Raw genomic sequence first — 22816 nt, 5'->3', positions numbered from 1 at the left:
CTTAAACTGACACTCGTGACCGATGCCGTTCTAACCCCACCACCGGAATCCGAGCGCCGCGCGAGAAAGCGTTTCCTGCGCCCGATTCTCCCGGTTCCCCCGCTGCCACCACTGCGCCGATGGGATAAATGGGATACCGCCACTTTTGTAGTTCTCGGAATCGCCGCAGTTCTAACACGTTTTATCGGACTTGCTTCCAGGACCGATAACGGCACCCCGCTCTTCGATGAAAAGCACTATGTGCCGCAGGCATGGCAGATTCTAGAGTCCACGCGCGATCCCATCTCATCCGGCATCGAGGACAATCCCGGCTACGGTCTCATCGTGCATCCGCCAGTGGCCAAACAGGTCATCGCCTTTGGCGAGTGGATCTTCGGGTACTCACCAATGGGCTGGCGGTTCATGTCGGCGGTGTGCGGCCCCCTGGTCATTCTGCTGCTGATGGATACCGTCCGGCGCATCTCCCGCGGCTCACGGTTGGCTGTGGGCATTGTTGGTCTCTACGCGCTTGCCGACGGAGTGCTATTTGTCTCCTCCCGGGTCGGCATGCTGGACATGATTCAGACCTTCTTCATCGTTGCGGCCGCGTGGGCACTTCTCATTGACCAGGCCGATGCCCGCAAGCGCCTGGAATCCGCTACGGAGCTTGGCAGTTTCGGGCCCTACCTCAGCTATCGCTGGTGGCGACTGCTCGCCGGCATCATGCTGGGTCTGGCCACCGGTGTGAAGTGGTCCGGCCTGTATTACATTGCGGCATTCGGTCTGTGGTCGGTCATCACGGATTTGGTGTCACGCATGAATGCCGGTGCGCGCAAACCCGTGCTCGGCGCGCTTGTCCGCGATACTATCCCGGCACTACGCGATCTCGTGGTGGTCCCGCTGGGCGTTTATTTCTTGAGCTGGCGCTCTTGGTTTGCCGAAGAAACGTCGGTCTACCGTCATATCTCTCCCGAGGAACGCGATACCGGTCTCCCCGGCACCGATTGGCTTCCCGAGGCCATCCAGAACTACCTGCACTATCAAAACAGCGTGCTGAAGTTCCACGCCGAGCTGACCACCTCCAACGGTCACGAACACCCCTGGGAATCCAAGCCCTGGGAGTGGCTGGTCAGCTGGCGCCCCATGCTCTACTACTCCACCGAAACCACCTGCAGCGGAGGGCAAGACTGCAAGGGGTGGATGATGCTCTTTGGCACCCCACCCATCTGGTGGTTGTTGGTACCCGTAGTCCTGTGGGCCACATGGCGCTGGCTCGGTCGCCACGACGGCCGCTACGCGCTACCAGTCATCGGCTTCCTCGCCTCATGGCTGCCGTGGGTCATCGGCTACGACCGTCAGATGTACTTCTTCTATGCCACCGCACTGATTCCGTTCGTGCTCATCGGCTTCGCACTGCTTGCCGACGACCTCTCGCTCTGGCGGCCTCGTAATAAACCGGTGGGGTTGGTAATCGTTGGCACTCACGCCGCAATAGTGATTGCCGCATTTGTGTTCTGGCTGCCGATTATGACCGGCTACCCACTACCTCTGGAACGCTTCAACTGGCGGTTCTGGTTGCCGTCCTGGAGCTAATCACGCTGCGGCGGCACGCCAGTGACCGGTAGGCCTGATGCCGCGCGCCAAGCCTGCGCAATCGCCGTCGGCGTGTATCCGCCGAGCCACACGACAGCCAATGCCAGAGCGGAGACAAACATCAGCGACAGGCCTGCAATCTCCGGTAACCCCTGAGCGCCGATGAGAATGTCGCGGATGCCAAAGCCAATGCTGAACGTGGCAGTGGCCCCGTAGACCGGGGCCATGCCCATGGCAGCGTGTGGCCGCCAAGCCGCCCAGAACAAGCCGACCGCCAAGGCAAGCCGAATGGCCGCAAGTTGGATGGCAAGGCGTGCTCCGAGCTCCATCGGGTCGACGGTCGCGGTGGAACCGTCGATAGGCGCTCCCGTGCCTGTCGCCGTGCCTGTCCCCACCGTCCCCCCACTAGGCGGTTGCGTCGAGGAGAGGCCGAGCGTAATCATGTCGGACACGTCGACTAGCGTTGCAATTCCCCAGACAGCCCAGCACAATCCCAGCGCAATGAGAACTCCTCGCGCAGTCCCTGCCATGAGCAGCCACGCGCGCTCGCGGCGACGTCGCTCCGGTTCGATGGAGACCAAAATGCGCTCCGAGAGATCGTCCGTGGAAATGTCCGGCATGCCATCGGCGGGGCCCACTTTTAGCGCACGGTTCAACCGCACCGCCTGCTCGTACCAAGTGCGGCAGTCTTCGCAGGCACCGAGATGGGCATCGATGACTTCATCGGCAATGCTTGCCGGCTCGCCATCGAGGCGAGCTGACAATGCTGCGCGAATTTCCTCGCACTCCACGGGGAATCTCCACCGCCTTTTACTTTTAGGGGGTTGTACCTACTGAGTACCAGTCTGATGAGGACTTATCTGATGAACTGTCTGTCCAAACTAAAACGGCCAGCTCCGAATACGAAAATCATCACCAACCCACCGATGAGTGACATCACAAGCTCCGCGCCATTGTCACGGATGAACAGACCGTTGCCCAGGTGCATCGACCACCAGGCACCAATCATCTCAATGATGAACACCATCGCCACCGTCGGTGCCAAAAGCCCCAGAATCAGCAGTGCACCACCGACCAACTCGACCAGAGCGACAACCCAGACCGTCAGGTGTGCCTGCGGAATATTCGCAGCGACAAAGTAGCCGGTTGTCTTATCGATACCGGTGATAAAGATTTTGTCCCAGCCGTGACAGATGAAGATTATTCCGAGCATCAGGCGGAGAATCACGAGTGCGCCATCGCGCATTACCGGTCGATCCATGAGGGACATGCTACCCGACAGCAGTGATAAAACACGGTAGGGAGACAGCACTACGGCGACAATACTGCGGCGGTAACCCACATGGGGTCTTCACATGCAAAAAGGCTTCTCCCAACCCCTCGGGAGAAGCCTTCCGCCAAACACACCCGGTGTGTCATGTCTTAGGTAGTGACATCGTAACAGGCCGAGTTTCTAACAAAAAATCGCGCTGACGTGCTCAGACAACTTTAAGGTTGTTTTACTGCTCAGCTCACGAACCTAGCTCACGCGAGCCTGAGGCATTTCATCGTAATCGTCGTCGTCGAAGCTGTAATCGGTGTAGGACAGATCGGCGAAATCCGGGTCCTCATCATCAAGTTCGACAACTACTGCGCCCGGCCGACGCAGACGCTGCGGGATACCCAACTCGTCATCCTCGCGGTTACGTACACCGAGACGGGCCATCTTCATACGACGAATTCGGCGGGCACGCAGCTCCTGCTCTGCGCGCACGGTGCGGCGCAGGTTAACCAAGTAGAGAGTCATCAAGCCGACACCGACCAGTGGAATCCACCAGGTCCAGCCGCCGGCGAAAGCGGCGATGATAACCGTCACTGCGATGAACGCAGCCAACCCGGCCACCGAGCGGCGACGACGCGCATAGCGGGTCTCAGCGTAGCGAGCATCCGAAATCGGATCGAATCCACCGCGACCGCGACGCTTTTCGGCGAATGCGTAATCATCTTCGGTCAGGGTGTCATCGACAGCGGACTCACTGCTGCCCTCGGCGAGCTCGTCCAGTTCCTCCTGCTCGTCCTCGGCGTTGTCAGCAGCATCGGCGTTGTCAGCAGTATCAGCCACCTCAGCAGATTCTGCAGCGTCAGCAAACATCAGATCATCGGCGTCGACGAATTGACGGCGAACGTCAACGCTCACATCGGAGGCGGAATCATCAGCGCGAACCTCATCGCTTTCGACGGAAGCAGCGACGGAGTCCGAGTCAGATTCAGCATCCTCGTCATCCGAATCTTCCACATCGCCGCTCGCCTCAACCACCTGTGGAGCCTCATCTTCCGCATCCGCCGCTTCTAGCTCGTAAACGATATCGCCTTCGACGACGGCCGGATCGGCTGCCTCGTCCACGGTGTCGTCGATAAGCACGTCGCTGACATCGAAGTCATCGTCGACCTGCGCATCGACCGTCTCGAGCGAGTCATCAATCTCTTCGGTCACACGCACGTCCGACTCCTTGAAGGAGGGACGGCGTCGCGTCGTGGCCAGCTCCTCGCCGCCGCGATGCAGCACGCGGGTCTTACCCAGCGCATCGGAGGTACGACGAATCGGCTTGCGCGTATTGACCACCAGCGGGGCCAGCACAAACAGCCACAGTACAACGATGAGTATCAACAACAGTGAAGTTGACATATTTTACGTCTCCTTGCGAGTTCGCCCGGGGGATTCGCCGTCTCTCCCCGGCCCACATACGCTGCCCACATGCCCTTCCACAGAGGCATTTACGAAGGCAGCCAGCGTATCTAGAGCGAACACGCCCAATAGTAGAGTTGCCATCACCCTATCGGCGCGCGTGACCCAGACTACTCAGGCGCGCCGTTGCGGTGGATATTTCTCCGCCTCTTCATACTGTGCACGGCCGCTCGCCACGATGAGGTCCACCGCACTGTCCTCCCCTACGCGCGCATAGGTCAGATGATCGCGCCACGCACCGTCCATATGGAAGGCCTCCCGCGCAACGCCCTCGTACTGGAACCCACAGTTTTCCAGCACGCGTATCGACGGGACATTGCTTTCCAACACAGTTGCTTCCAATCGGTGGACACCAATCTTCTTGGCATAATCCGATGCCAGCGCCACTGCGGCAGTGGCGACTCCCCCGCCCGTGAAGTCACTGCCCACCCAGTATCCAACCCAGGCGTGAGCGACGGGAAAAGGTGTAATTCCGCCGAGCGTGAGCATTCCCGCAAACTGGCCATCTACTTCGATAGTGGAGACAACCATGTCGCCGGCAGCCTCGGACCGGCGCCAACTGCGCAGGTTACGGCGGAATACGGAGGCTCTGTGAGCGCTATCCCAGTCGTCCTCGAGGGTGGGCTCAACGGGCCGCAAGACGGGCTCATCGCGCAAACGCATAGTCCTCCATACAGGGGCATCAGAGCGATCTGGCACACGCAGCCGAACTCGGCCACCGTTGGTGACTAGTCGAGAAGTACGCACGGCAACAAAAACTCGCGGTAAGTGGTGCAGGATTAGGCCTGACGCGCCATAAATAGCACGTCGACAACATCTCCCGGGCGCACTTGCAGCACGTCTTCGGGAACCACGATGAGACTGTTGGCCTCCGACATACCAGCCAAAAGGTGCGCCTGCGCACCACCGGAACCGCCCAGCGGTTGCACCATGTACTCGCCGGTCTCGCGGTCACGCATGAGCTGGCCACGGATGTATCCGCGACGCTTCTCCGCCGACTCAATCGGACCAATAGCACGAGCGGTCACAGCGCGGCGGCGCGGATTGCGCTTCCCCAGCGCCAAACGAATAAGCGGACGAACCATGACCTCAAAGACCACCAAGGCACCGACGGGATTGGACGGCAGGAGGAACGTTGGAATCTTGTCATCTCCCAGCACACCGAAGCCCTGTACAGAACCCGGATGCATAGCGATGCGCGAAACATCGACCTCCCCCAGTTCCGCCAGCACCCGACGAATCTGCTCACCCGCAGCACCGCCGACGGCACCTGTGATCACCAGGAGTTCACTGCGAATGAGCTGGCCTTCGATGATTTCCCGGATACGACGGGGCTCACCGGTAGCAATACCGACTCGGTGCACCTCAGCTCCCGCATCGCGGCCGGCTGCCGCCAGCGCATACGAGTTGACATCGTAGACCTGTCCGAGGCCCGGTGTACGGTCCACATCGACCAACTCATTACCGATGGAGATTACGGACATGCGCGGCTTGGGATGCACCAAGACCTTCGAGCGCCCCACCGCTGCCAACAGGCCAACCTGAGATGGCGAAATCACTGAATCCAGCGATACTGCCACATCCCCAGGCTGCACATCAGCACCGACTTTGCGTACGAAGTCACCCGAGTAGACCGGATGGAGGACATTGACTCGGCGGCCACCGCGGTCGGTCCAGTTTAGGGGCACGACGGCGTCGGCAAGCGATGGCAGGGGCGCGCCAGTTTGAACGCGCACGGCCTGCTTCGGCTGTAGACGCATCGGGTGATGCGAACCGGCTGTTACCTCGCCGACGACGGGCAGCTCTACCTCGCGGAAATCCACATCACTCTGACGCGTATCCGGATGCAAGGACCCAGACTCGCCTGTGATGTCGACGGCGCGCACCGCGTAACCGTCAATGGCCGACTGAACGAATCCCGGTAGCGGCTGCTCAGCAATGACATTTTCGGCACACAGCATGCCGAGGGATTCCGAAATAGCAACGCGCACAGGGTCAGGCATCACAGCGTGCGCGGTGATTGCCGCCAACTGTTCTTCCACAGAACGCATGATCTACCTTCCTCGGCACCAATCCGCGGTGCGCTTTATTGCTACTCAGCTTTATCAGGACTCGACTTTTCAATACAGGGCCGTGAAGTAAAGAGCCAAGCTGTGGCCATCAGGATGCTGCCATGCAATACCAGCCTTCAAAGAGGGCGTTAAGCCTGCTCGTCCTGTGCCAGGCGCTGCTGCATATACTCGCGCAGCCCCTCACTGTAGTCCGGGTGCCTAAGTCCAAAGTCTACGCAAGCACGAATAAAGCCACCAGGATTTCCCAGGTCATGGCGGAAACCCTTGTGGACGACCACATGAACGGGGTGCCCCTCCTGAATCAGCAGCTCAATCGCATCGGTGAGCTGGTACTCCCCACCTTTGCCTCGCGGAATGCGGCGGAGCGCATCGAAGATGGCCCGGTCCAACAGGTAACGGCCAACTGCCACGAAGTTGGAGGGAGCGTCTGCGGGGTCCGGTTTTTCCACCATGCCCTTGACACGCTTCACATCATCCCAGTCGCCAGCATCGGTGGCGTCCTCACCAAGCTCACCGGACTCAGCCGGGGTGGCTTCCTCGATGTCGAAGACACCGTAGTTGTAGACCTCTTCGTGAGGGATTTCCAGTGCACACAGCACCGAGCCACCAAATCGCTCGCGAACTTCCGTCATACGGTCCATCACGCCCACCGGGAGCACGAGATCGTCGGGAAGCATGACAGCCACACTGTCCTCATCGTCTGCCAGAAGTGGCTCAGCGACTAATACGGCGTGGCCCAGTCCCAGCGGACGGTCCTGAACCACGGACTCCACGCGAATAACCTCGGCGGCGCGGCGCACCTTCGCGGCAATCTTGTCCTTGCCACGCTCGGCGAGAGTCTGTTCCAAATCCGGTCGCGGGTCAAAGTGCCCGAGCACGCCATCCTTACTGGGGGCGGTGACAATGGCCAGGCGTTCCGCCCCAGCGGCCGCGGCCTCTTCAGCAATCATCTCGATGCCCGGCGTATCCACCACCGGCAGCAACTCTTTCGGAACTGTCTTGGTAGCAGGCAAAAATCGCGTGCCCATACCCGCGGCAGGAACGATGACAGTTCGAACCGGCGTAGTCATGTCCGAACCAGACTCTGAAGACGATAAGACCATAAAGGCAACGATACCTATATAACTTCCATTTGCTCGGAGGCTGACCCCACTTTTCCACCGCATTAGTTAGAAATCTTTTTTACGCTCCGCCGACCACGTCCCTTCCCCCAAAATCGGACAGAGTAGGTTTGCAGGTATGGCTACGCTTTCCGAAACCGCGTCCGCTCTCAAATCCCGCACCCGCCACGAGGTACTCGACGCGCGTGCCGCCAAGGGGCAACGAGAGCGCATGCTTGACGACGAAGCCCTGGTACAGCGGTTGCAAACGTGGTTGTCCACCACCGTCGGCGACCTGACGAGCCCTGTTATTGCCGCCTATGTCCCCGCTGGCGATGAGCCCGGCGCGAGTGTTGCCAGCCCGTCTGGAGGCAAGCCCGGCCAGGGTTTTGTGGAGGCTCTCGCCAACGCAGTTCCCAAAGCGCGAATCCTGCTCCCCGTCTGCCCGCCCAGCGCACCACAGCCTCTGCACTGGGGCTACTACGACGGCAGCCTCCACAAGGGGCGATTTGGACTCTTGGAACCTGTAGCCAAAGACTGCGCCCTCAGCCCTGAGTCCCTGAGAGCCGCTGATGCGATTATTCTGCCTGCCGTTGCCGCCGACCCCACAACCGGAATGCGACTGGGGCGCGGCGCTGGCTATTACGACCGCAGTTTAGGTTTTGCTCGACGCAGTGCCGAAACGGTTGGAGGAAGAGCTGCCGCAATCGCTGTTGCGGTTTTCGACACCGAGCTGCGCCACGGCCTTGCCTACGATGAGCACGACGTTCCCGCCGATTATGTGATTACCCCGAAGAGGATTACGCAAATCTAATGGAACCGAAACCGGGATTTTCGCGCCTAACTAAATATGAGCCCCAAAAAATTGCCCTGGTTTTCGCGTTCATTTCATAAGCCCCGACCCGCCACTATTCGCCGCACAATTGCCCTTATTGTCTTTCTGTGTGCGGTCGGACTCGCTGTCATGGACTCCATGCTGCCCCGCAGTGGCCATGCCCGAGCAGTGGTCAGCGCTAGGTCCATTTCCGCTGGCGCATCGGTTACGGAGCAGGATTTGGCCATAATGGACATTCCCCGAGACCTTGTTCCTGCCGGAGCCGTGACAGATATCGATGCCGCTCTGGGGCGCACCCTGGCCACTGGAATGTCGCAGGGAGAGATCCTTACGGAGCAACGAATGGTTGGCCCATCTCTAGCCAGGTCGCTGACGGGGACGTCGGAAAGCAAGATCATTGCCATTACGTTGGCCGATGCGGGCATTGTGTCCGCACTTCGCACCGGTGACAGCGTGGATATTGTGTCGACAGCGGATGAGCGCGGCGTGGCGGCGCCACTCGCACATGGCGCGCGGGTGGTCAACATCGTCGACAATGAGGTGGTCTTGGTTGCGCTGCCTACAGGTGCCGCGGAGGTGGTGGCGGCGACATCGTTGGCGTCTCCGCTCACACTGTTACTTGCGGGATAGTGACGAAAATCTCAGCGTTTATCGCATTTTATGGGCCTGAACAGCAAAATTTATAAGAAGTTGACTTGTTGGACCCTGCCGTACGGGGCTAGAATGCTTAAGCAATTCAAAACTACGATTTGAACTATGACCCGGGGGCCTTTGCCGTTTATCGGACTGTCCCCATTTCCCAAATCGTATGGGCCTGCATTGAGCTACACGATGCCTCACAGGTCTCGTTTGGTTTGTTTCGTTTCTACAGAAGGAAATCTCCTATGCTTAAGGGCTTTAAAGAGTTCATCATGCGCGGCAACGTCATCGACCTGGCGGTCGGTGTTGTCATCGGTGCTGCGTTCACCGCAATCGTCACCGCATTCACCGACAGCCTGCTCGAGCCGCTGCTGAACACTATCGGCGGCGCAGAGGTCACTGGCCTTGGCTTCGAAATCATCGAGGGTAACCCGTCGACCTACCTTGACTTCGCAGCTGTCATCACCGCAGTAATCAACTTCCTGCTGGTCGCAGCCGTTGTCTACTTCGTCATCGTTGCTCCGATGAACAAGTTCAACGAGATGCGCGAGGCTCGTCTGGAGACCTCCGCTGAGCCGGAGGTCACCGAGGCTGACCTGCTGACTGAGATCCGTGACCTGCTGGCAGAGCAGAACGGCAAGCCGACCCAGGAACTGAGCTAGCGGAACTGAACTAGCCGCTAGCTGCTAGTTACACGCTTACGGCGAGAAGCTAACTAACGCCTTTAAACAGCGCTCATCCCCAATGGGGTGGGCGCTGTTTTGTCCAGTAATCCGCATCAAAATCGCGAGCGTCCTCGGGGGATTCATCGTGATAGCGCACCGTACGCGCGGTTTTCGCACTGCGCGGCTGGGCGAAGTTCTTCGCTGGCGCACCAGCACGCCGACGCTGCCGGCGCCGACTGCTATGCCCAGTCGGTTCCTCCGGTTGATCGGGCTGCTTAGCGTCGCCCATTCCTAGACACTCCAACGTCCGAGGTCCTCAAGCACATGAGAGACCAGCGGAAGAATCGTAGCCATGCCATCGCGCACCGCCCCGCGCGACTCCGCGAGGTTGATAATCACAGTCTGCCCAGAAACCCCAGCTAAACCGCGGGAAAGTCCCGCATCCAAGCTCCCAGCCCCCATGCCGGAGTTACGAATAGCCTGCTCGATGCCCTGCAAGCGGACATCGAGGACCTTGCGGGTGGCATCCGGGGTCTTCGCCCGAGGGCCAACACCGACTCCGCCAAGTGTGACGACCAAATCTGCGCCACCGACGACTGCGGTATCCAGAGCCTTGCGAATCTCACGCTTAACCGCATTCGTGCTGACAACGGCGTCAACGGAGTAGCCGGCTTCTTCCAACAGCTCAACCATAAGCGAAGCCGCAGCATCTGGATTTTCGAAATGATCGCCCACTAGCACGACAAAGGCGTTTCGGACCTGGCCATCGTCATTGATGAGACGCTCCATCTCAGCGAGGTTAACGTCGCTGGGCTCAGTGCTCACGGTTTCACTCATCTGCTCTTTCTCGCTTTCTCCCACAGTTCTTTACCCGCAGCTTCACTAAAAAATCACCTACAGATGGTGAAGAAACACCCACCATGCTGTTTATCAATCCTGGGCTTCGACCAAGGTGACATCGACCGTTCGCTCGTTGCCGCCCCGCTCATCTGTAACTGTAAGTGTGACAGAATCCCCGATTCGATGCGACCGAATAGCCGCAATTAGCGCCACGCCGTTATCAAGTGTGCGATCATCAACCTTGGTAATAAGGTCACCGTCCTTCAGCCCAGCTTTATCCGCAGGGCCACCAGGAGTTACCTCTCGCACCAGCGCACCACGTGCGACCGGCCGTGAGTCAATCTGGGCACCAATGACAGGCATCCGTGCCTTACCGGAATCAATCAGGTCTTCCGCAATCCGACGAGCCTGATTAACCGGAATTGCGAAACCAAGACCGATACTGCCGGCCTGCTCCGAACCTTCGGTGTTGGAGGCAATCACGCTGGGCACACCGATGAGGTTGCCCTCCATATCCACTAGTGCACCACCAGAATTACCCGGATTAATTGCCGCATCGGTCTGGATTGCGTCAATCACCGAAGACTGGCCGTCCTCACCAGCGGCGGTGACCGGACGGTTTTTAGCGGAAACAATGCCCTGCGTAACAGTGGAAGTCAGCCCCAGCGGCGAGCCGACGGCCACCACTTCCTGGCCGACTTGAACCTGCGAGGAATTGCCCAACGAGATGGGGCGCAGCCCGTTTACACCTTCAATTCGAATTACAGCAATATCGGTAGCGGCATCCCCTGCAACCAAGGTGGCCGGGTGCGTCGTACCGTCGGAAAGCAAAACTTCCATGTGTGCGTCTGGGCCTGCGCCTGCGACGACGTGATTATTCGTCAACACCAAACCATCGGAAGACAGAATGGAGCCCGAACCCGATGCCACGCCACGCTCTGAAGCCGTAGTGATAGACACGACACTCGGCAGTACCTTCTGAGCAACCTTCTCGACAGACCCCTCAGCCGCCGCCACCTGGCGAGTTTCCGCGGGCTTATCCAGTGCATTGTCAGCAGGGGCCGATGCCTGAGAGTTATGAACCACCCATGCTCCGACACCGCCACCAATACCAGCCGAGCACAGCATCAGCGCAGCGACTGCCAGTGCCCCCATGCCCTTTGCCCCGGGGGAACCCTTGGTCTTCTGGCTTCCGGCTGCTACTTCCCACTCTGGACCGCCTGCATATGCACCATTCGGCTGGGTCGGAACATTGTTGTAGTGGGAATCCTCCCAACCGCGGCCATTCATAGAAAACTGACCCGCCTGACCAGCATCCCTGAAAGCACGGTTCCCGCTGAAGTTGTGAGATTTGGAGGGATATTGCCCCAGCCCATCTCCCCGCGAGGAATCGTTGAAAGAGTTACTCATACGTCATACCTTGCACTGTCTGTCTAACAATTGGCTGAGAACAGTCTTCGGTCTCGCCGATAATTCGCCCAATGAAACACCGAATCCCCGCCTCACACTGGCTTAGAAAGTTGTGCAGGACGGGGATGATTATCAGCCTTGACCTGGTGGATTCTTCCTCACTGGGTATTCGGTTCCGGCGAATCCGAGTCGGTGTCCTTTCCGCTGTGAGGGCTGCCTGGCAACGTCACCCGCATCAGGGCACCACCATCGTCTGACTCATCGGCGGTAATCGTGCCACCGTGGCGGACAATGACTGACTTCACTATGGCCAGCCCCAGACCGGATCCCGGCATCGACCGCGACTGGATGGAGCGGTAGAAACGCTCAAAGACCTTATCGCGATCTTCCTTTGGGATACCCGGCCCCGAGTCCGCCACCGTGAACTCAGCGACGACTTCGCTGAGCGGCCGCAGACGGACCCTCACGGTGCCGTTTTCCGGCGACCACTTTGCAGCGTTATCCATCAGGTTCAAAATCGCGCGACCAAGTCCCGCCGGGTCACCGTAGATGTACCACGGTGCTGTCTGCACATCGAAAATCACATCCGGACGACGACGCTCAACGCGCGCCAGCGAAGTGGAAATAATCTCATCGAGATCGACATGCTCAATCACCTGCTGCGGACCATCTTCGCGCGCCAGATCAACGAGGTCACCGACCAAAGTCGACAGCTCCTCCAACTGCGCGATGACGTCGGCTTCCAAGTCCGCGCGATCCTCGTCGGAAATCGCCGCTCCCGAACGGGAGGCCATCATCAGCAACTCAATATTCGTGCGTAACGACGTCAGCGGTGTTTTCAACTCGTGCCCGGCATCGGCAACCAACTCAGCTTGCTTAATACGCGATGCCTGAAGCGCAGCCAGCATCTCGTTGAAGCTGCGGGTAAAGCGAGCTAACTCGTCGTCGCCCTCCACAGGGATTGGGCGCAGCTCATCTGTCTCCGTCACCCGCTCCGCAGCAATACGCAGACGTGTGACCGGGCGCAGACCCGTAGTCGCCACCGTGATACCGGAGCCGATTGCGAAGAGGATACCGATCGCCGAGATACTCAGTAGCACCGCGCCGAGCGCCTTCAAAACCGACTGGGTCGAACTCAAATCCTGTGAGAGAATCAGCGTCGCGCCGTCTTCGGAGCGAACCGCATAGACACGACGGCCGTTGTACTCATCGGTGCGAATCGATTCCTGTCGATTGCCCCGCAACACCGCCAGCTCCGGGCCGCCAATGGAAATCGTGCCGCCGCCCTTGCCCGCCACGCTGCCGTGGGCAAAGTACACCGCATCCAAATCCGGATTCAGAATCCTATTTGAGTCCGCTTCGAAGGACGGACCGATAGCGAACTCCGAGGCATACGGCGACATAAGCAGCTTTTCCGCCTGATTGCGCAGGTTATTGTCCACCTCGCGGTACAGCGTTGCCTGCACTGTGAAAAACGCCGCCAACGTCATGAGACCAACTGACATCGCCACGATGAGCGCTGTCAGAATGGTCAGCCGCCAACGCAGCGACGGGATACGCGAACTCCGCGGCAGATCGGCGAGTGTCTCCCCCACCATCGCCTCAGCATTCGCGGGTTTCTCTTGCTTTCCGACGGTGCCTTGCCCCGGAGCAGCCTCCGAGGCCGAACGCTGATGTGATTGCACGCCACCGCCGGTCGAACGACGACGGCGCAACATCACGGGGCGGTCTCCCGCATCACATAACCGACACCACGGACCGTGTGAATCAGACGAGGTTCTCCCTCTGCCTCCGTCTTACGACGCAGGTAGCCGATGTAGACCTCTAGCGCGTTGCCGGACGTCGGGAAATCATAGCCCCAGACATCCTCCAAAATGGCAGTGCGGGACAGCACGCGACGCGGGTTGCTCATTAACAATTCCAGCAGTGCGAACTCTGTCCGAGTGAGACTAATCCGACGCTCGCCGCGGAACACCTCACGGGTTTCCGGATCCAAGGAGAGATCTTCAAACTGCAGAGTTGCGGCATCCTCCGCTGCCGGCACTTCCAACGCGGAGCGACGTAGCAGCGAGCGCACACGAGCAAGCAGCTCTTCCAATGCGAAAGGCTTGGGAAGGTAGTCATCCGCACCGGCATCAAGCCCGGCAACGCGTTCAGAGACCGAATCGCGAGCAGTCAACATCATGACCGGCAGATCATCGCCTTCACTGCGCAGCCGACGGCAAACATCCAGGCCGTCGAGCTTCGGCATCATGACATCCAGAATGGCCAAGTCAGGGCGGTCCTTAGCAATCTTTTCCAAGGCCTCTGCGCCATCTTCGGCCAGCTCTACCGTGTAGCCATTAAATGTCAACGAACGCCGCAACGCCTCGCGCACAGCCTGATCGTCATCAACTACCAAAATCTTCATACTGACTATTGTGCCTTGAAAATATAAGGCGAGTGTAAATGTGGCACAGATTCTTCGTGAGAGAGCTCGTATTAAATCTGGACATAGGACTCAAAAACCTCACCCCATCGCCGTCACTTGGCGATGGGGTGAGGTTTTTGAAAGCTCTTTATCAATCGTTCCTTACATACTAAACACGCTGTGCGCGAGGAACGTTGTCAGCATCGGTAAAGATGCGCGTTAGAACTTCTCGACATCAACCAGACCGAGCTGGACGGCCTTGGCGATGCGACGAGGAACGTTGTAGACGCGGCCGTTGACCTTGACTTCCTGGAGAGCGACGTTGTTGCTCTTCCACTGGGAACGGCGAGCGCGGGTGTTAGCACGCGACATGCGACGCTTTGGTACTGCCATTTTCTTATTCCCCTCCTATTCTTAGTTCTTCTTCGCGCGGCGAATGCGGTTACCGTAACGACGCTGGAACTTCTCGACGCGACCAGCGGTGTCCATGACACGCTGAGCACCGGTCCAGAACGGGTGCGACTCGCTGGTGACGTCGACGACGATCAGCGGGTACTCGTTACCGTCTTCCCACTCGACAGTGCGGTCGGAGGTGGCGGTGGAACGGGTAAGGAAAGAGTGACCCGTGCTTGCGTCCTTGAATACCACCGGGTGGTAATCAGGATGGATGTCCTTCTTCATTAATTCTCGTTTCCCTCAGGATTGAACTTCAGGTCGCTTTCACCCAGCTAACAGCGGATGAATCGTGCCTGAGTTGGGTACGAATACGACTTACAATGACACGCACCTGGTCAATATCTCTACAAACCGGCATGTGACACTCGATGGAATATTACAGGCTCATGCCCGAAAATTAAAAAACACTGCGGGCGCGCCACACCGGACAGATCAGCAGCCACCGCAGAGAAAAGCTAAACCTTAGAGCCCGGCGCTGAGAAAACGACTCCTAAAGCCCCGCCTAGAAACCCGCCTCAAAACCGCAGTGGAGCAGCGATTAGGTTATCGCACAAGTCGTGTGTAAACTGTTCTCTCGCTGTTGTCTAGTTATTCGTTTACGCGCTCAGCGTCGAATGTCAATGGGCAGCGCCCCGGAAAAGGCCAGGTGAAATTCTCGGCACTTCAATGATTTCGGCGTGGCGCACCAATGATGTCGGCATTGGGCGGCAAGGAAGCAAAGGAATCCCTATGTCGGCGATTTGCCAGGTTACGGGACGCAAGCCGTCTTTCGGCAAGACCGTGTCCCACTCCCACCGGCGCACGTCGCGCCGTTGGAACCCCAACGTGCAGCGTAAGAAGTTCTACCTCGCCTCTGAGGGGCGTCACATCACTCTGAATGTGTCCCCGAAGGGTCTGAAGACCATCGACAAGTACGGTATCGAAGCTGTTGTTGCTCAGATTCGTGCACGTGGGGAGAAGATCTAAAAAATGGCACGTAATGACATTCGTCCAATCATCAAGCTGAAGTCCACTGCGGGCACCGGTTACACCTACGTGACCCGTAAGAACAAGCGCAATACCCCGGACCGTATCACCATTAAGAAGTACGATCCGGTAGTCCGCAAGCACGTCGAATTCCGCGAGGAGCGCTAATTCATGGCTAAGAAGTCCAAGATTGCCAAGAACGAGCAGCGCAAGGAAATCGTCGCTCGTTATGCAGAACGTCGCGCTGAGCTGAAGCGCATCATCAAGTCCCCGAACTCCACTGACGAAGAGCGCATGGACGCACAGTACGAGCTGAACCGTCAGCCGCGTGACGCGTCCCCGATTCGCGTTCGCAACCGTGACGCTGCAGATGGTCGCCCGCGTGGCTACCTCCGCAAGTTCGGTCTGTCCCGTGTCCGCGTTCGTGAGATGGCCCACCGTGGCGAACTCCCGGGCGTCCGTAAGTCCAGCTGGTAAGTCGAGGAGCACCAATGAAGCGCAATCACTCTAACAAGAAGGCGCGGATGGAGCAGTCCCGCCGCCCGAAGAAGAACCCGCTCAAGGCCGCAGGCGTTGAGAAGGTTGATTACAAGGACATTAACCTGCTCCGCCAGTTCATCTCTGACCGTGGCAAGATTCGTTCCCGCCGCGTCACCGGTCTGACTCCGCAGCAGCAGCGCCAGGTCGCTACCGCTGTGAAGAACGCCCGCGAGATGGCACTCCTGCCGTTCACCAGCCGCTAAAGATGGCTGGTCGGCGGGAGCCGATCATTCGAATACCCGCCGAAAGGCCTAATTTACGCGCTGGCCGCATGACGATACATGCGATAACAGCGTAAAACGGACCCAGTCCTTCCCCACCGAGGGGATTGGATTGGGTCCGTTTTTTATTGTCTAGAATATGCACTTATGCCCGCTCTCACCGAAATATTCACCGGCTTTGGTTCCGTCGCAGTACTGATCATTGTTGGTTGGCTGTTTGGGCGCAGTGAGATCGTCGATAAGCGGGCATCTTTTACCCTGAACATGGTCGTGTTCTGGATTGCGATGCCGTGCATGCTCGCGCACACGCTCGCGACGGCAGACTCGGCGAACATCTTCGGTTCGGCGTTTGGCGTCGCGGCGCTGTCTGCACTGACCACGGCGGCAATCTACCGGATTTTCGTGGCGCCCGTGTTCAAGCAACGCGGTGCCGATGCGGTAGTCGGCGCGATGTCGTCGAGTTACAACAACGTCGCTAATCTCGGCGTTCCCATCGCTGTCGCCGTGCTTCACGACGCTACCGCCGTCGTCCCGGCCCTCATCTTTCAAATTGCCTTCTATGCACCTGCCTCTATGGCCGTGCTGGAAATCCTCACTAATCGGGGTCGCTTTCGGCCGCGCAATGTTATCATGGCGCCGCTGAAGAACCCTATCTTTCTGGCTGCGATGGTGGGGCTTGCGATTAACGCCTTCGCAATTGAAGTACCACAATTCGTCGCGCATCCAGTTGGCCTGCTGGGACAGGCAGCGGTACCGATGGCGCTTCTGGCTTTCGGTATCAGCCTGCATGGCATGCCGTTCATGGAAGCGGGCCGCTCCCCTCGTCGCGCTGTCGCGGTGGCCTCTGTGCTGAAGCTCTTCCTCCACCCCGCGCTCGCGCTGTTGTTCGGCCATTTCGTCTTCGGTCTCAGTGGACATGCACTGCTGGCCGCGGTGATTATCGCCGGCCTGCCGACCGCTCAGAATGTCTACACCTTCGCTTCCCGCTTCGGCCGGAACCTTGAACAGGCGCGCGACTGTGGCGTGATTACAACGATCGCCTGCTTGCCGACGATCCTGTTGTTCACCCTCCTACTGAGCTAAGTGGCTGGCCCTTCGCACCGACGGCATTGCGCAATTCTCGTTACCCTTGGAGACGTGGAGATTCTGAAGACACTTCTCGAGGCCGACCCATCCGTGCCTCGTTTGACCTGTTATGACGAAACTACTGGCGGTCGTACCGACCTGTCGGCACAAACCCTGGATAACTGGGCCTGCAAGATTGCCAACATGTTGCACGATGAGTTCGATCTCGTCGCCGGGGATCAAGCGTGGATTGACCTGCCGCTGATTTGGCAGTCCGCCTGCATCATTCTCGGCTGCGAGCGCGCTGGCGTCACCGTTAGCGACGAAGAGCCACTCGTCGTATTCACCACCGTCGCTAACGTCAGCACGTGGGAGGAGAAGTTCCCAGATGCCTACATCGCCGTGCTTACAGACGATCCCTTTGGCCGCGGTGTCGTGGAATGTGGCGATGACATTCCCCCCGGTGTAATCGACTTCGGTCCGGAAGTCCGTTTCCACCCGGATGCATATTTGGGTGCAGGACCGGACTCTGACGAAGCCCCCGTAATTGGGGAGAAGTCCGCTGCTGAACTGCTTTCATCAGCTAGCGACTACGCCGAGGAGATGCAGCTCACACCCGGTTCCCGCATTGTCTCAGACGGCTGGCTGGATTCCGATTCTTCGCAGGTCAGTCCAGACAAATGGTCACGTAATGTGCTGTCGGCTTGGGTTCGTGGAGGTGCCGCCGTCGTCATGCGCGGGGGCGATAGCGAGCGTGCCACTGCTATTTCCGCTGCCGAGAAAGCCCGTGTGATTTAATCGCATTCTCTCCGGGGAGAAGTGGTCTCGGTCGGCGCGATAATCTGGAAACCGTGATTACCCGACCATATATTCTTGCGATTCTCGCCCTTATCAATGTCTTGGGCGCACTGGCTGTGTGGGATTTGAGCCCGTGGTGGTGGATCCTGATGGCCTTCATCCTCTTCCTGGATGTTGTGGCTATCTACGACATGCTTCAAAAGAAGCACTCCATCCTGCGGAACTTCCCGGTCATCGGCCACCTGCGCTACATGGGTGAGACCATTCGCCCTGAGATGCAGCAGTACTTCATCGAGCGCAACTTCGACGGTGCCCCGTTCGACCGCGATACCCGTACCGTGGTCTACGAGCGCGCTAAGGGGTTGTCCTCTAAGAAGTCCTTCGGTACTGAGCGCAAGATTAATGCCCCCGGCTACGAGTACGTGCGCCACTCGATGGCTCCGAATCCGCATATCATCGAAGATCCGCGCATCGATATCGGCGGTCCGGACTGCACCCAGCCATACTCAGCGTCGATCTTCAACATCTCGGCCATGAGTTTCGGTTCGCTGTCCCCAAACGCCGTGATGGCAATGAATAAGGGCGCAAAGCTGGGCAACTTTGTCCAGGACACCGGCGAGGGCGCTATCAGCCCATACCACTTGAAGTACGGCGCTGATATTTACTGGCAGCTGGGTTCCGGCTACTTCGGAGCGCGTACCGAAGATGGCGATTTCGATCCGGAGCTCTTCCGCGAAAAGGCTAAGATTCCGCAGGTCAAGGCAACGTATCTGAAGGTTAGCCAGGGCGCAAAGCCGGGTCTTGGCGGCATGCTGCCGGGCCACAAGGTCAATGAGGAGATTGCGGCCACCCGCCACGTGCCAGTTGGCAAGGGCGTGATGAGCCCGCCGTACCACCACGTCTACTCCACCCCGCGTGAGCTCGTCCGCTTCATGGGCACCATGCGTGAGTTAAACGGTGGCAAGCCAGTCGGTTTCAAGCTGTGCGTCGGCTCCCAGCTCGAGTTCCTTGCCGTGTGCAAGGCCATGCTGGAGGAAAACATCACCCCGGACTTCATCATCGTCGACGGCGCTGAAGGCGGCACCGGTGCCGCGCCGCTGGAATACTCCGACCGCGTCGGCCTGCCGCTAACCGACGGTCTGATTTTGGTCCACAATGCGCTCGTCGGTGCCGGTCTGCGTGACCGAATTAAGCTCGGCGCGTCCGGCAAGGTCATTACTGGCTTCGACATTGTTAAACGCATGTGTATCGGCGCTGACTTTGTGAACTCGGCCCGCGGCATGATGATGGCCGCCGGTTGTATTCAGTCTCAGCTGTGCCACACCAACACCTGCCCGGTGGGTGTGGCTACCCAGGATCCGAGCCTGTGGAAGGCCCTCGACGTCGACGATAAGGGCCAGCGTGTGGCCAACTACCACAATGCGACGGTCAAGGAGGCAGCGAGCCTGTTGGCCTCGATGGGTCTGAATAGCTTCTCCGAGCTGGGTCCGTCCCACCTGCTGCGCCGCACAAGCGAGCAGGTTGGTGAGTCCTACGCGGAGCTTTACAACTGGCTGCAGCCGGGCGAGCTTCTCACCGGCACTCGCTTCCACAACTGGGCTGAGGCCTGGGAGACCGCCGACCCGGACACGTTCCACTACCCGGCTGTTCATATGCGCGGATAGTTCGGGGTGATCCGGGGGCTCGGGGTGACTCGGGGTGGTTGCCAAAAGTGTGTCTGCCCAGCGTGTCGCCGGGTGGGAACATTTTTCTACTTACCGCTCAATGCGGGGCACTGACCGCGTTTATGTCTGCTGGTGGTGGGGCAATGCAAGTTAGTGACCTCGCTTATGTCAAAAATGGCCCGAAAAATGGCCTGAAAGTGTCATAAACTCACACAGTTTCACATCTGCAGCTCTGTATCCACATGTGCAGCTCGTGATTTACGGAGTCTGACCAGTCACTATCTTGAGAATCAGACACACTTTTCACTTCCTCCCCCCCGGATAAGGATTCGTACCTTATCCGAGCCCAGTTTTCGTTCAATTTCTTCCCCTCCCCCCCATGTCCTGTGCTGGCACCGGCATGCATACGTACGCATCACCGATGGGAGGGGGCGAATGTCTTACTCCCCCATCAGCTTCTTACGCAGACGCTCGTCCTTTGCCAGGACTTCATCCCGCATATTGGCCTGGTAGTTCTCCATCGCCACAATGAGCTCCGGGTAACCAGCCGAGAGAATACGCACAGCCAGCAGGCCAGCGTTCTTAGCGCCGCCCACACCGACGGTTGCCACCGGAACGCCGCCCGGCATCTGAACAATTGACAGCAGCGAGTCGACCCCCTCCAGGTTCTCGAGTGCACGTGGCACGCCGATAACCGGCAGCGGAGTGGCAGACGCAACCATGCCCGGCAGGTGTGCCGCGCCACCGGCACCAGCGATAATGCAGCGCAGCCCCTTGTCAGCGGCAGACTTTGCGTAATCAATCATGCGTTCCGGAGTGCGGTGCGCAGAGACCACGCCTACCTCAAACGGAATTCCGAACTCAGCCAGGACTTCAGCTGCCGGCTCCATGGTCGGCCAATCCGAGTCCGACCCCATGATCAGACCGACCAGCGGACCGGTTGCGTTTGCCAGCTTCGGGCTTGCCACCTGGTTTGCTTCAGCCAATGTTGTCTCCTTGAGATAGCAATCTAATTTTTATACAGCGCAAGTTCTTTGACAGCGCGAGCCCCTATGCGGTGTAACCGTCTGCCCACGCGCCATCGACGATATAGCCAGCAGCCAGGTTGGCAATCCGGCGAGTCTCCGCGATACCTTCCTCGCTTGCGTCATAACCGCACAGGTTGACGTGGCCAAGCTTACGTCCCGGACGCCAATCCTTGCCGTACCAGTGAATCTTGACCGAAGGGAAGCGGCGCCATACCTCCGCAAAACGCTGCGAGATTGGCACATCGGAGGCCTCTTCGCCACCGAGCGTATTGACCATCACCGTCACCGGCGCAGTCGGTCGCGTGGAGCCCAACGGCATATCAGCCACAGCACGCATATGTTGCTCAAACTGGCTGGTCTCGCAACCGTCCTGCGACCAGTGACCAGTATTGTGTGGCCGCATAGCTAACTCGTTGACGTAGATCTCCGGGTTGCCATCGGCATCGGTGGTCTCGAACAGCTCGACTGCCAGGGCACCAGTCACGCCCAGCTCGGAAGCGATGGTCACACTAAGCTTTTCGGCCGCGCTCGCAAGCTCGTCGGAAAGCCCCGGTGCCGGGCAGATTGCCTCAACACAGATGCCGTCACGCTGCACGGATTCCAGGACCGGCCAGGCCTTAACCTCGCCCGACGGCGTGCGCGCGCACATGGCCGACAGCTCGCGAACCAGCGCGACCTTCCGCTCGGCCATCAGTGGCACGTCCTTGGCCAACAGCTCGTCGACAAGCGTGCTCAGATCCTCGCGGCCCTTCGGGAACCACACTCCGTGCCCGTCGTAACCACCGCGGCGGGCCTTCAAGCAGACAGCGCCATCAACGCGGTCGAAGAATGCCTCGGCATCCTGGGCGGAATCGATAGCGGCGTAGGCCGGAACCGGAGCGCCCAGTTCCTCCAGGCGCTGGCGCATCAGCAGCTTGTCCTGCGCATACAGTAGCGCCGACGGCTGTGGCTGAACGGAGTAGCCCATCTCGGTCAGGCGGTTCAGGAATTCGGTGGGAACGTGCTCGTGGTCGAAAGTCACTGCCTGCGCCCCGGCGACGGCACGTTCAACGTCTTCCCAGACGTGGTAGTCGCCAATGACGACATCCGCGCACACCTGAGCTGCGGAGGCACCCGGCGAACCGGCGAGGAGACGAATGGACTGTCCCAGCTCAATGGCCTCAGTCTGCATCATGCGAGCCAGCTGACCGTCGCCAATCACCGACACAATCGGCACGCCATCAGCATGCGCGGGATGCTGCGCGGCAGTTCGCGCTGCAGCGGAATCAGAAGCGGAATTAGTGGAGTTTTCAGGGGTATCCGAAGCAATCACACCCCTGATTGTAGGTTATGACCCAAAAATCTAGGTCAACCGGGAGACCAACTTAGCCACCTTACGAGAGCTGGGAATATCTTCCACAGCCAGCGGCGGGCCAAAGCTGCGGGTCTGCAGATACAACACCCCGCCCTTGCGATTGACCGCACGCACCGAACGCAGATCAATCGAGACCACCTGCGGGCGCAGAATGCCACGGCGCAAAATAATACGCCTATCCGTCAGTACAAACCGCTCTCCCAACCAGCTCAGTACCGGGCGAACAACGCGCCAGAGGATAAGCCCCAGCCACACGAAGAGCAGTAGCTGGCGCACACCTTGCAGATCGCCCGGGGCAATCGCAGGACCGTCGATAAAACCAATCAGCAGCCAGCAGACGCCAGTGATAACCATGAGCTCCAACAGCGGCCACACCAGTCGCCCGAAAGTCGGATTGGTGTCCAGCAAAATTACCTCGCGCGAGTCCAACTCATCATCGGGAAAAGCCATGCAGCA

Annotated in this window: 26 protein-coding genes; 11 read left to right on the top strand and 15 right to left on the bottom strand. The window is 58.9% G+C overall.

The window, feature by feature from the left end; genetic code table 11:
• Positions 1 to 15: 15 nt before the first annotated feature.
• The gene (locus Q0U90_RS06370) at positions 16 to 1572 is read left to right on the top strand and encodes a phospholipid carrier-dependent glycosyltransferase (RefSeq protein ID WP_297452683.1); all 1557 of its coding nucleotides are present in this window, start codon (positions 16 to 18) and stop codon (positions 1570 to 1572) included.
• On the opposite strand, the gene Q0U90_RS06365 is transcribed toward Q0U90_RS06370, so the two are convergent.
• From Q0U90_RS06365 to Q0U90_RS06340, 6 genes are all read right to left on the bottom strand, one after another.
• A complete protein-coding gene (locus tag Q0U90_RS06365) occupies positions 1569 to 2363 on the bottom strand; it encodes a zf-HC2 domain-containing protein (RefSeq protein ID WP_297452681.1) in 795 nt (264 codons plus the stop codon). The genes Q0U90_RS06370 and Q0U90_RS06365 overlap by 4 nt on opposite strands.
• Positions 2364 to 2428: 65 nt before the next feature.
• On the bottom strand, positions 2429 to 2818 hold the full coding sequence (locus Q0U90_RS06360) for a DoxX family protein (RefSeq protein ID WP_297452744.1): 390 nt from the start codon (positions 2816 to 2818) through the stop codon (positions 2429 to 2431).
• Between the two features lie 273 nt (positions 2819 to 3091).
• On the bottom strand, positions 3092 to 4237 hold the full coding sequence (gene glpR, locus Q0U90_RS06355; protein ID WP_297452678.1) for a gephyrin-like molybdotransferase receptor GlpR: 1146 nt from the start codon (positions 4235 to 4237) through the stop codon (positions 3092 to 3094).
• Positions 4238 to 4411: 174 nt separating this feature from the next.
• Positions 4412 to 5044 carry a GNAT family protein gene (locus tag Q0U90_RS06350; protein ID WP_297452677.1) on the bottom strand — a complete coding sequence of 211 codons (633 nt, stop codon included), beginning with the start codon at positions 5042 to 5044 and terminating at the stop codon, positions 4412 to 4414.
• A 32-nt stretch (positions 5045 to 5076) separates the two neighbouring features.
• Positions 5077 to 6348, bottom strand: coding sequence for a gephyrin-like molybdotransferase Glp (gene glp, locus Q0U90_RS06345; RefSeq protein ID WP_297452675.1), 1272 nt, complete (start codon positions 6346 to 6348; stop codon positions 5077 to 5079).
• A 149-nt stretch (positions 6349 to 6497) separates the two neighbouring features.
• Positions 6498 to 7472 (bottom strand): UTP--glucose-1-phosphate uridylyltransferase, encoded by a 975-nt coding sequence (locus tag Q0U90_RS06340; protein WP_297452673.1) that lies wholly within the window; start codon positions 7470 to 7472, stop codon positions 6498 to 6500.
• Between the two features lie 136 nt (positions 7473 to 7608).
• Here Q0U90_RS06340 and Q0U90_RS06335 point away from each other — a divergent pair, with 136 nt between their 5' ends.
• From Q0U90_RS06335 to mscL, 3 genes are all read left to right on the top strand, one after another.
• Complete coding sequence (locus tag Q0U90_RS06335; RefSeq protein WP_297452671.1) at positions 7609 to 8283, top strand: 5-formyltetrahydrofolate cyclo-ligase; 675 nt, start codon at positions 7609 to 7611, stop codon at positions 8281 to 8283.
• A 150-nt stretch (positions 8284 to 8433) separates the two neighbouring features.
• On the top strand, positions 8434 to 8934 hold the full coding sequence (locus tag Q0U90_RS06330; RefSeq protein ID WP_297452669.1) for an SAF domain-containing protein: 501 nt from the start codon (positions 8434 to 8436) through the stop codon (positions 8932 to 8934).
• A gap of 254 nt (positions 8935 to 9188) precedes the next feature.
• Entirely contained in the window at positions 9189 to 9605 is a 417-nt protein-coding gene (gene mscL / locus Q0U90_RS06325) for a large-conductance mechanosensitive channel protein MscL (RefSeq protein WP_297452667.1), read from the top strand.
• 294 nt (positions 9606 to 9899) lie between these two features.
• Here mscL and Q0U90_RS06320 read toward each other — a convergent pair whose 3' ends face one another.
• From Q0U90_RS06320 to Q0U90_RS06295, 6 genes are all read right to left on the bottom strand, one after another.
• Positions 9900 to 10445 (bottom strand): molybdopterin-binding protein, encoded by a 546-nt coding sequence (locus Q0U90_RS06320; RefSeq protein ID WP_297452665.1) that lies wholly within the window; start codon positions 10443 to 10445, stop codon positions 9900 to 9902.
• 93 nt (positions 10446 to 10538) lie between these two features.
• Positions 10539 to 11858, bottom strand: a complete 1320-nt coding sequence (locus Q0U90_RS06315; protein ID WP_297452663.1) for a trypsin-like peptidase domain-containing protein — start codon at positions 11856 to 11858, stop codon at positions 10539 to 10541.
• Between the two features lie 158 nt (positions 11859 to 12016).
• Entirely contained in the window at positions 12017 to 13576 is a 1560-nt protein-coding gene (locus Q0U90_RS06310; protein WP_297452742.1) for a HAMP domain-containing sensor histidine kinase, read from the bottom strand.
• Positions 13576 to 14268 carry a response regulator transcription factor gene (locus tag Q0U90_RS06305; RefSeq protein ID WP_297452661.1) on the bottom strand — a complete coding sequence of 231 codons (693 nt, stop codon included), beginning with the start codon at positions 14266 to 14268 and terminating at the stop codon, positions 13576 to 13578. Before Q0U90_RS06305 ends, Q0U90_RS06310 begins: the two co-directional genes overlap by 1 nt.
• Positions 14269 to 14487: 219 nt before the next feature.
• On the bottom strand, positions 14488 to 14661 hold the full coding sequence (gene rpmF, locus Q0U90_RS06300; RefSeq protein WP_005511439.1) for a 50S ribosomal protein L32: 174 nt from the start codon (positions 14659 to 14661) through the stop codon (positions 14488 to 14490).
• Between the two features lie 21 nt (positions 14662 to 14682).
• Positions 14683 to 14949, bottom strand: a complete 267-nt coding sequence (locus Q0U90_RS06295; protein WP_297452659.1) for a type B 50S ribosomal protein L31 — start codon at positions 14947 to 14949, stop codon at positions 14683 to 14685.
• Positions 14950 to 15453: 504 nt separating this feature from the next.
• On the opposite strand from Q0U90_RS06295, the gene rpmB reads away from it, so the two are divergent.
• From rpmB to Q0U90_RS06260, 7 genes are all read left to right on the top strand, one after another.
• Complete coding sequence (gene rpmB, locus Q0U90_RS06290; protein ID WP_016423274.1) at positions 15454 to 15690, top strand: 50S ribosomal protein L28; 237 nt, start codon at positions 15454 to 15456, stop codon at positions 15688 to 15690.
• Between the two features lie 3 nt (positions 15691 to 15693).
• Positions 15694 to 15858 (top strand): 50S ribosomal protein L33, encoded by a 165-nt coding sequence (rpmG, locus tag Q0U90_RS06285; RefSeq protein ID WP_005511413.1) that lies wholly within the window; start codon positions 15694 to 15696, stop codon positions 15856 to 15858.
• A gap of 3 nt (positions 15859 to 15861) precedes the next feature.
• Positions 15862 to 16167, top strand: coding sequence for a 30S ribosomal protein S14 (rpsN, locus tag Q0U90_RS06280; protein WP_297452655.1), 306 nt, complete (start codon positions 15862 to 15864; stop codon positions 16165 to 16167).
• 14 nt (positions 16168 to 16181) lie between these two features.
• The gene (gene rpsR / locus Q0U90_RS06275; RefSeq protein WP_005511410.1) at positions 16182 to 16433 is read left to right on the top strand and encodes a 30S ribosomal protein S18; all 252 of its coding nucleotides are present in this window, start codon (positions 16182 to 16184) and stop codon (positions 16431 to 16433) included.
• Positions 16434 to 16598: 165 nt separating this feature from the next.
• Entirely contained in the window at positions 16599 to 17534 is a 936-nt protein-coding gene (locus tag Q0U90_RS06270) for an AEC family transporter (RefSeq protein WP_297452651.1), read from the top strand.
• A gap of 54 nt (positions 17535 to 17588) precedes the next feature.
• Entirely contained in the window at positions 17589 to 18314 is a 726-nt protein-coding gene (locus Q0U90_RS06265) for a TIGR03089 family protein (protein WP_297452649.1), read from the top strand.
• Between the two features lie 53 nt (positions 18315 to 18367).
• Entirely contained in the window at positions 18368 to 19978 is a 1611-nt protein-coding gene (locus tag Q0U90_RS06260; protein ID WP_297452647.1) for an FMN-binding glutamate synthase family protein, read from the top strand.
• A gap of 440 nt (positions 19979 to 20418) precedes the next feature.
• Here Q0U90_RS06260 and purE read toward each other — a convergent pair whose 3' ends face one another.
• From purE to Q0U90_RS06245, 3 genes are all read right to left on the bottom strand, one after another.
• The gene (gene purE, locus Q0U90_RS06255; protein ID WP_042389458.1) at positions 20419 to 20895 is read right to left on the bottom strand and encodes a 5-(carboxyamino)imidazole ribonucleotide mutase; all 477 of its coding nucleotides are present in this window, start codon (positions 20893 to 20895) and stop codon (positions 20419 to 20421) included.
• A gap of 133 nt (positions 20896 to 21028) precedes the next feature.
• Positions 21029 to 22318, bottom strand: a complete 1290-nt coding sequence (locus Q0U90_RS06250; RefSeq protein WP_297452645.1) for a 5-(carboxyamino)imidazole ribonucleotide synthase — start codon at positions 22316 to 22318, stop codon at positions 21029 to 21031.
• A gap of 30 nt (positions 22319 to 22348) precedes the next feature.
• Positions 22349 to 22810 carry a PH domain-containing protein gene (locus Q0U90_RS06245; protein ID WP_297452644.1) on the bottom strand — a complete coding sequence of 154 codons (462 nt, stop codon included), beginning with the start codon at positions 22808 to 22810 and terminating at the stop codon, positions 22349 to 22351.
• Positions 22811 to 22816: the final 6 nt, after the last annotated feature.

The sequence above is a fragment of the uncultured Corynebacterium sp. genome (assembly GCF_946998835.1).
GTDB lineage: Bacteria > Actinomycetota > Actinomycetes > Mycobacteriales > Mycobacteriaceae > Corynebacterium.
Note: the sequence above shows the minus strand (reverse complement) of the source record. Positions and strands in the feature narration are given on the sequence as shown.

Coding starts and splice junctions, on each gene's coding strand:
- Q0U90_RS06360 (WP_297452744.1), bottom strand. CDS start 2,818: ATGCGCGATGGCGCACTCGTGATTCTCCGCCTGATGCTCGGAATAATC.
- glpR (WP_297452678.1), bottom strand. CDS start 4,237: ATGTCAACTTCACTGTTGTTGATACTCATCGTTGTACTGTGGCTGTTT.
- glp (WP_297452675.1), bottom strand. CDS start 6,348: ATGCGTTCTGTGGAAGAACAGTTGGCGGCAATCACCGCGCACGCTGTG.
- Q0U90_RS06340 (WP_297452673.1), bottom strand. CDS start 7,472: ATGGTCTTATCGTCTTCAGAGTCTGGTTCGGACATGACTACGCCGGTT.
- Q0U90_RS06335 (WP_297452671.1), top strand. CDS start 7,609: ATGGCTACGCTTTCCGAAACCGCGTCCGCTCTCAAATCCCGCACCCGC.
- Q0U90_RS06330 (WP_297452669.1), top strand. CDS start 8,434: ATGGACTCCATGCTGCCCCGCAGTGGCCATGCCCGAGCAGTGGTCAGC.
- mscL (WP_297452667.1), top strand. CDS start 9,189: ATGCTTAAGGGCTTTAAAGAGTTCATCATGCGCGGCAACGTCATCGAC.
- Q0U90_RS06320 (WP_297452665.1), bottom strand. CDS start 10,445: ATGAGTGAAACCGTGAGCACTGAGCCCAGCGACGTTAACCTCGCTGAG.
- Q0U90_RS06315 (WP_297452663.1), bottom strand. CDS start 11,858: ATGAGTAACTCTTTCAACGATTCCTCGCGGGGAGATGGGCTGGGGCAA.
- Q0U90_RS06310 (WP_297452742.1), bottom strand. CDS start 13,576: ATGTTGCGCCGTCGTCGTTCGACCGGCGGTGGCGTGCAATCACATCAG.
- Q0U90_RS06305 (WP_297452661.1), bottom strand. CDS start 14,268: ATGAAGATTTTGGTAGTTGATGACGATCAGGCTGTGCGCGAGGCGTTG.
- rpmF (WP_005511439.1), bottom strand. CDS start 14,661: ATGGCAGTACCAAAGCGTCGCATGTCGCGTGCTAACACCCGCGCTCGC.
- Q0U90_RS06295 (WP_297452659.1), bottom strand. CDS start 14,949: ATGAAGAAGGACATCCATCCTGATTACCACCCGGTGGTATTCAAGGAC.
- rpmB (WP_016423274.1), top strand. CDS start 15,454: ATGTCGGCGATTTGCCAGGTTACGGGACGCAAGCCGTCTTTCGGCAAG.
- rpmG (WP_005511413.1), top strand. CDS start 15,694: ATGGCACGTAATGACATTCGTCCAATCATCAAGCTGAAGTCCACTGCG.
- rpsN (WP_297452655.1), top strand. CDS start 15,862: ATGGCTAAGAAGTCCAAGATTGCCAAGAACGAGCAGCGCAAGGAAATC.
- rpsR (WP_005511410.1), top strand. CDS start 16,182: ATGAAGCGCAATCACTCTAACAAGAAGGCGCGGATGGAGCAGTCCCGC.
- Q0U90_RS06270 (WP_297452651.1), top strand. CDS start 16,599: ATGCCCGCTCTCACCGAAATATTCACCGGCTTTGGTTCCGTCGCAGTA.
- purE (WP_042389458.1), bottom strand. CDS start 20,895: ATGGGGTCGGACTCGGATTGGCCGACCATGGAGCCGGCAGCTGAAGTC.
- Q0U90_RS06245 (WP_297452644.1), bottom strand. CDS start 22,810: ATGGCTTTTCCCGATGATGAGTTGGACTCGCGCGAGGTAATTTTGCTG.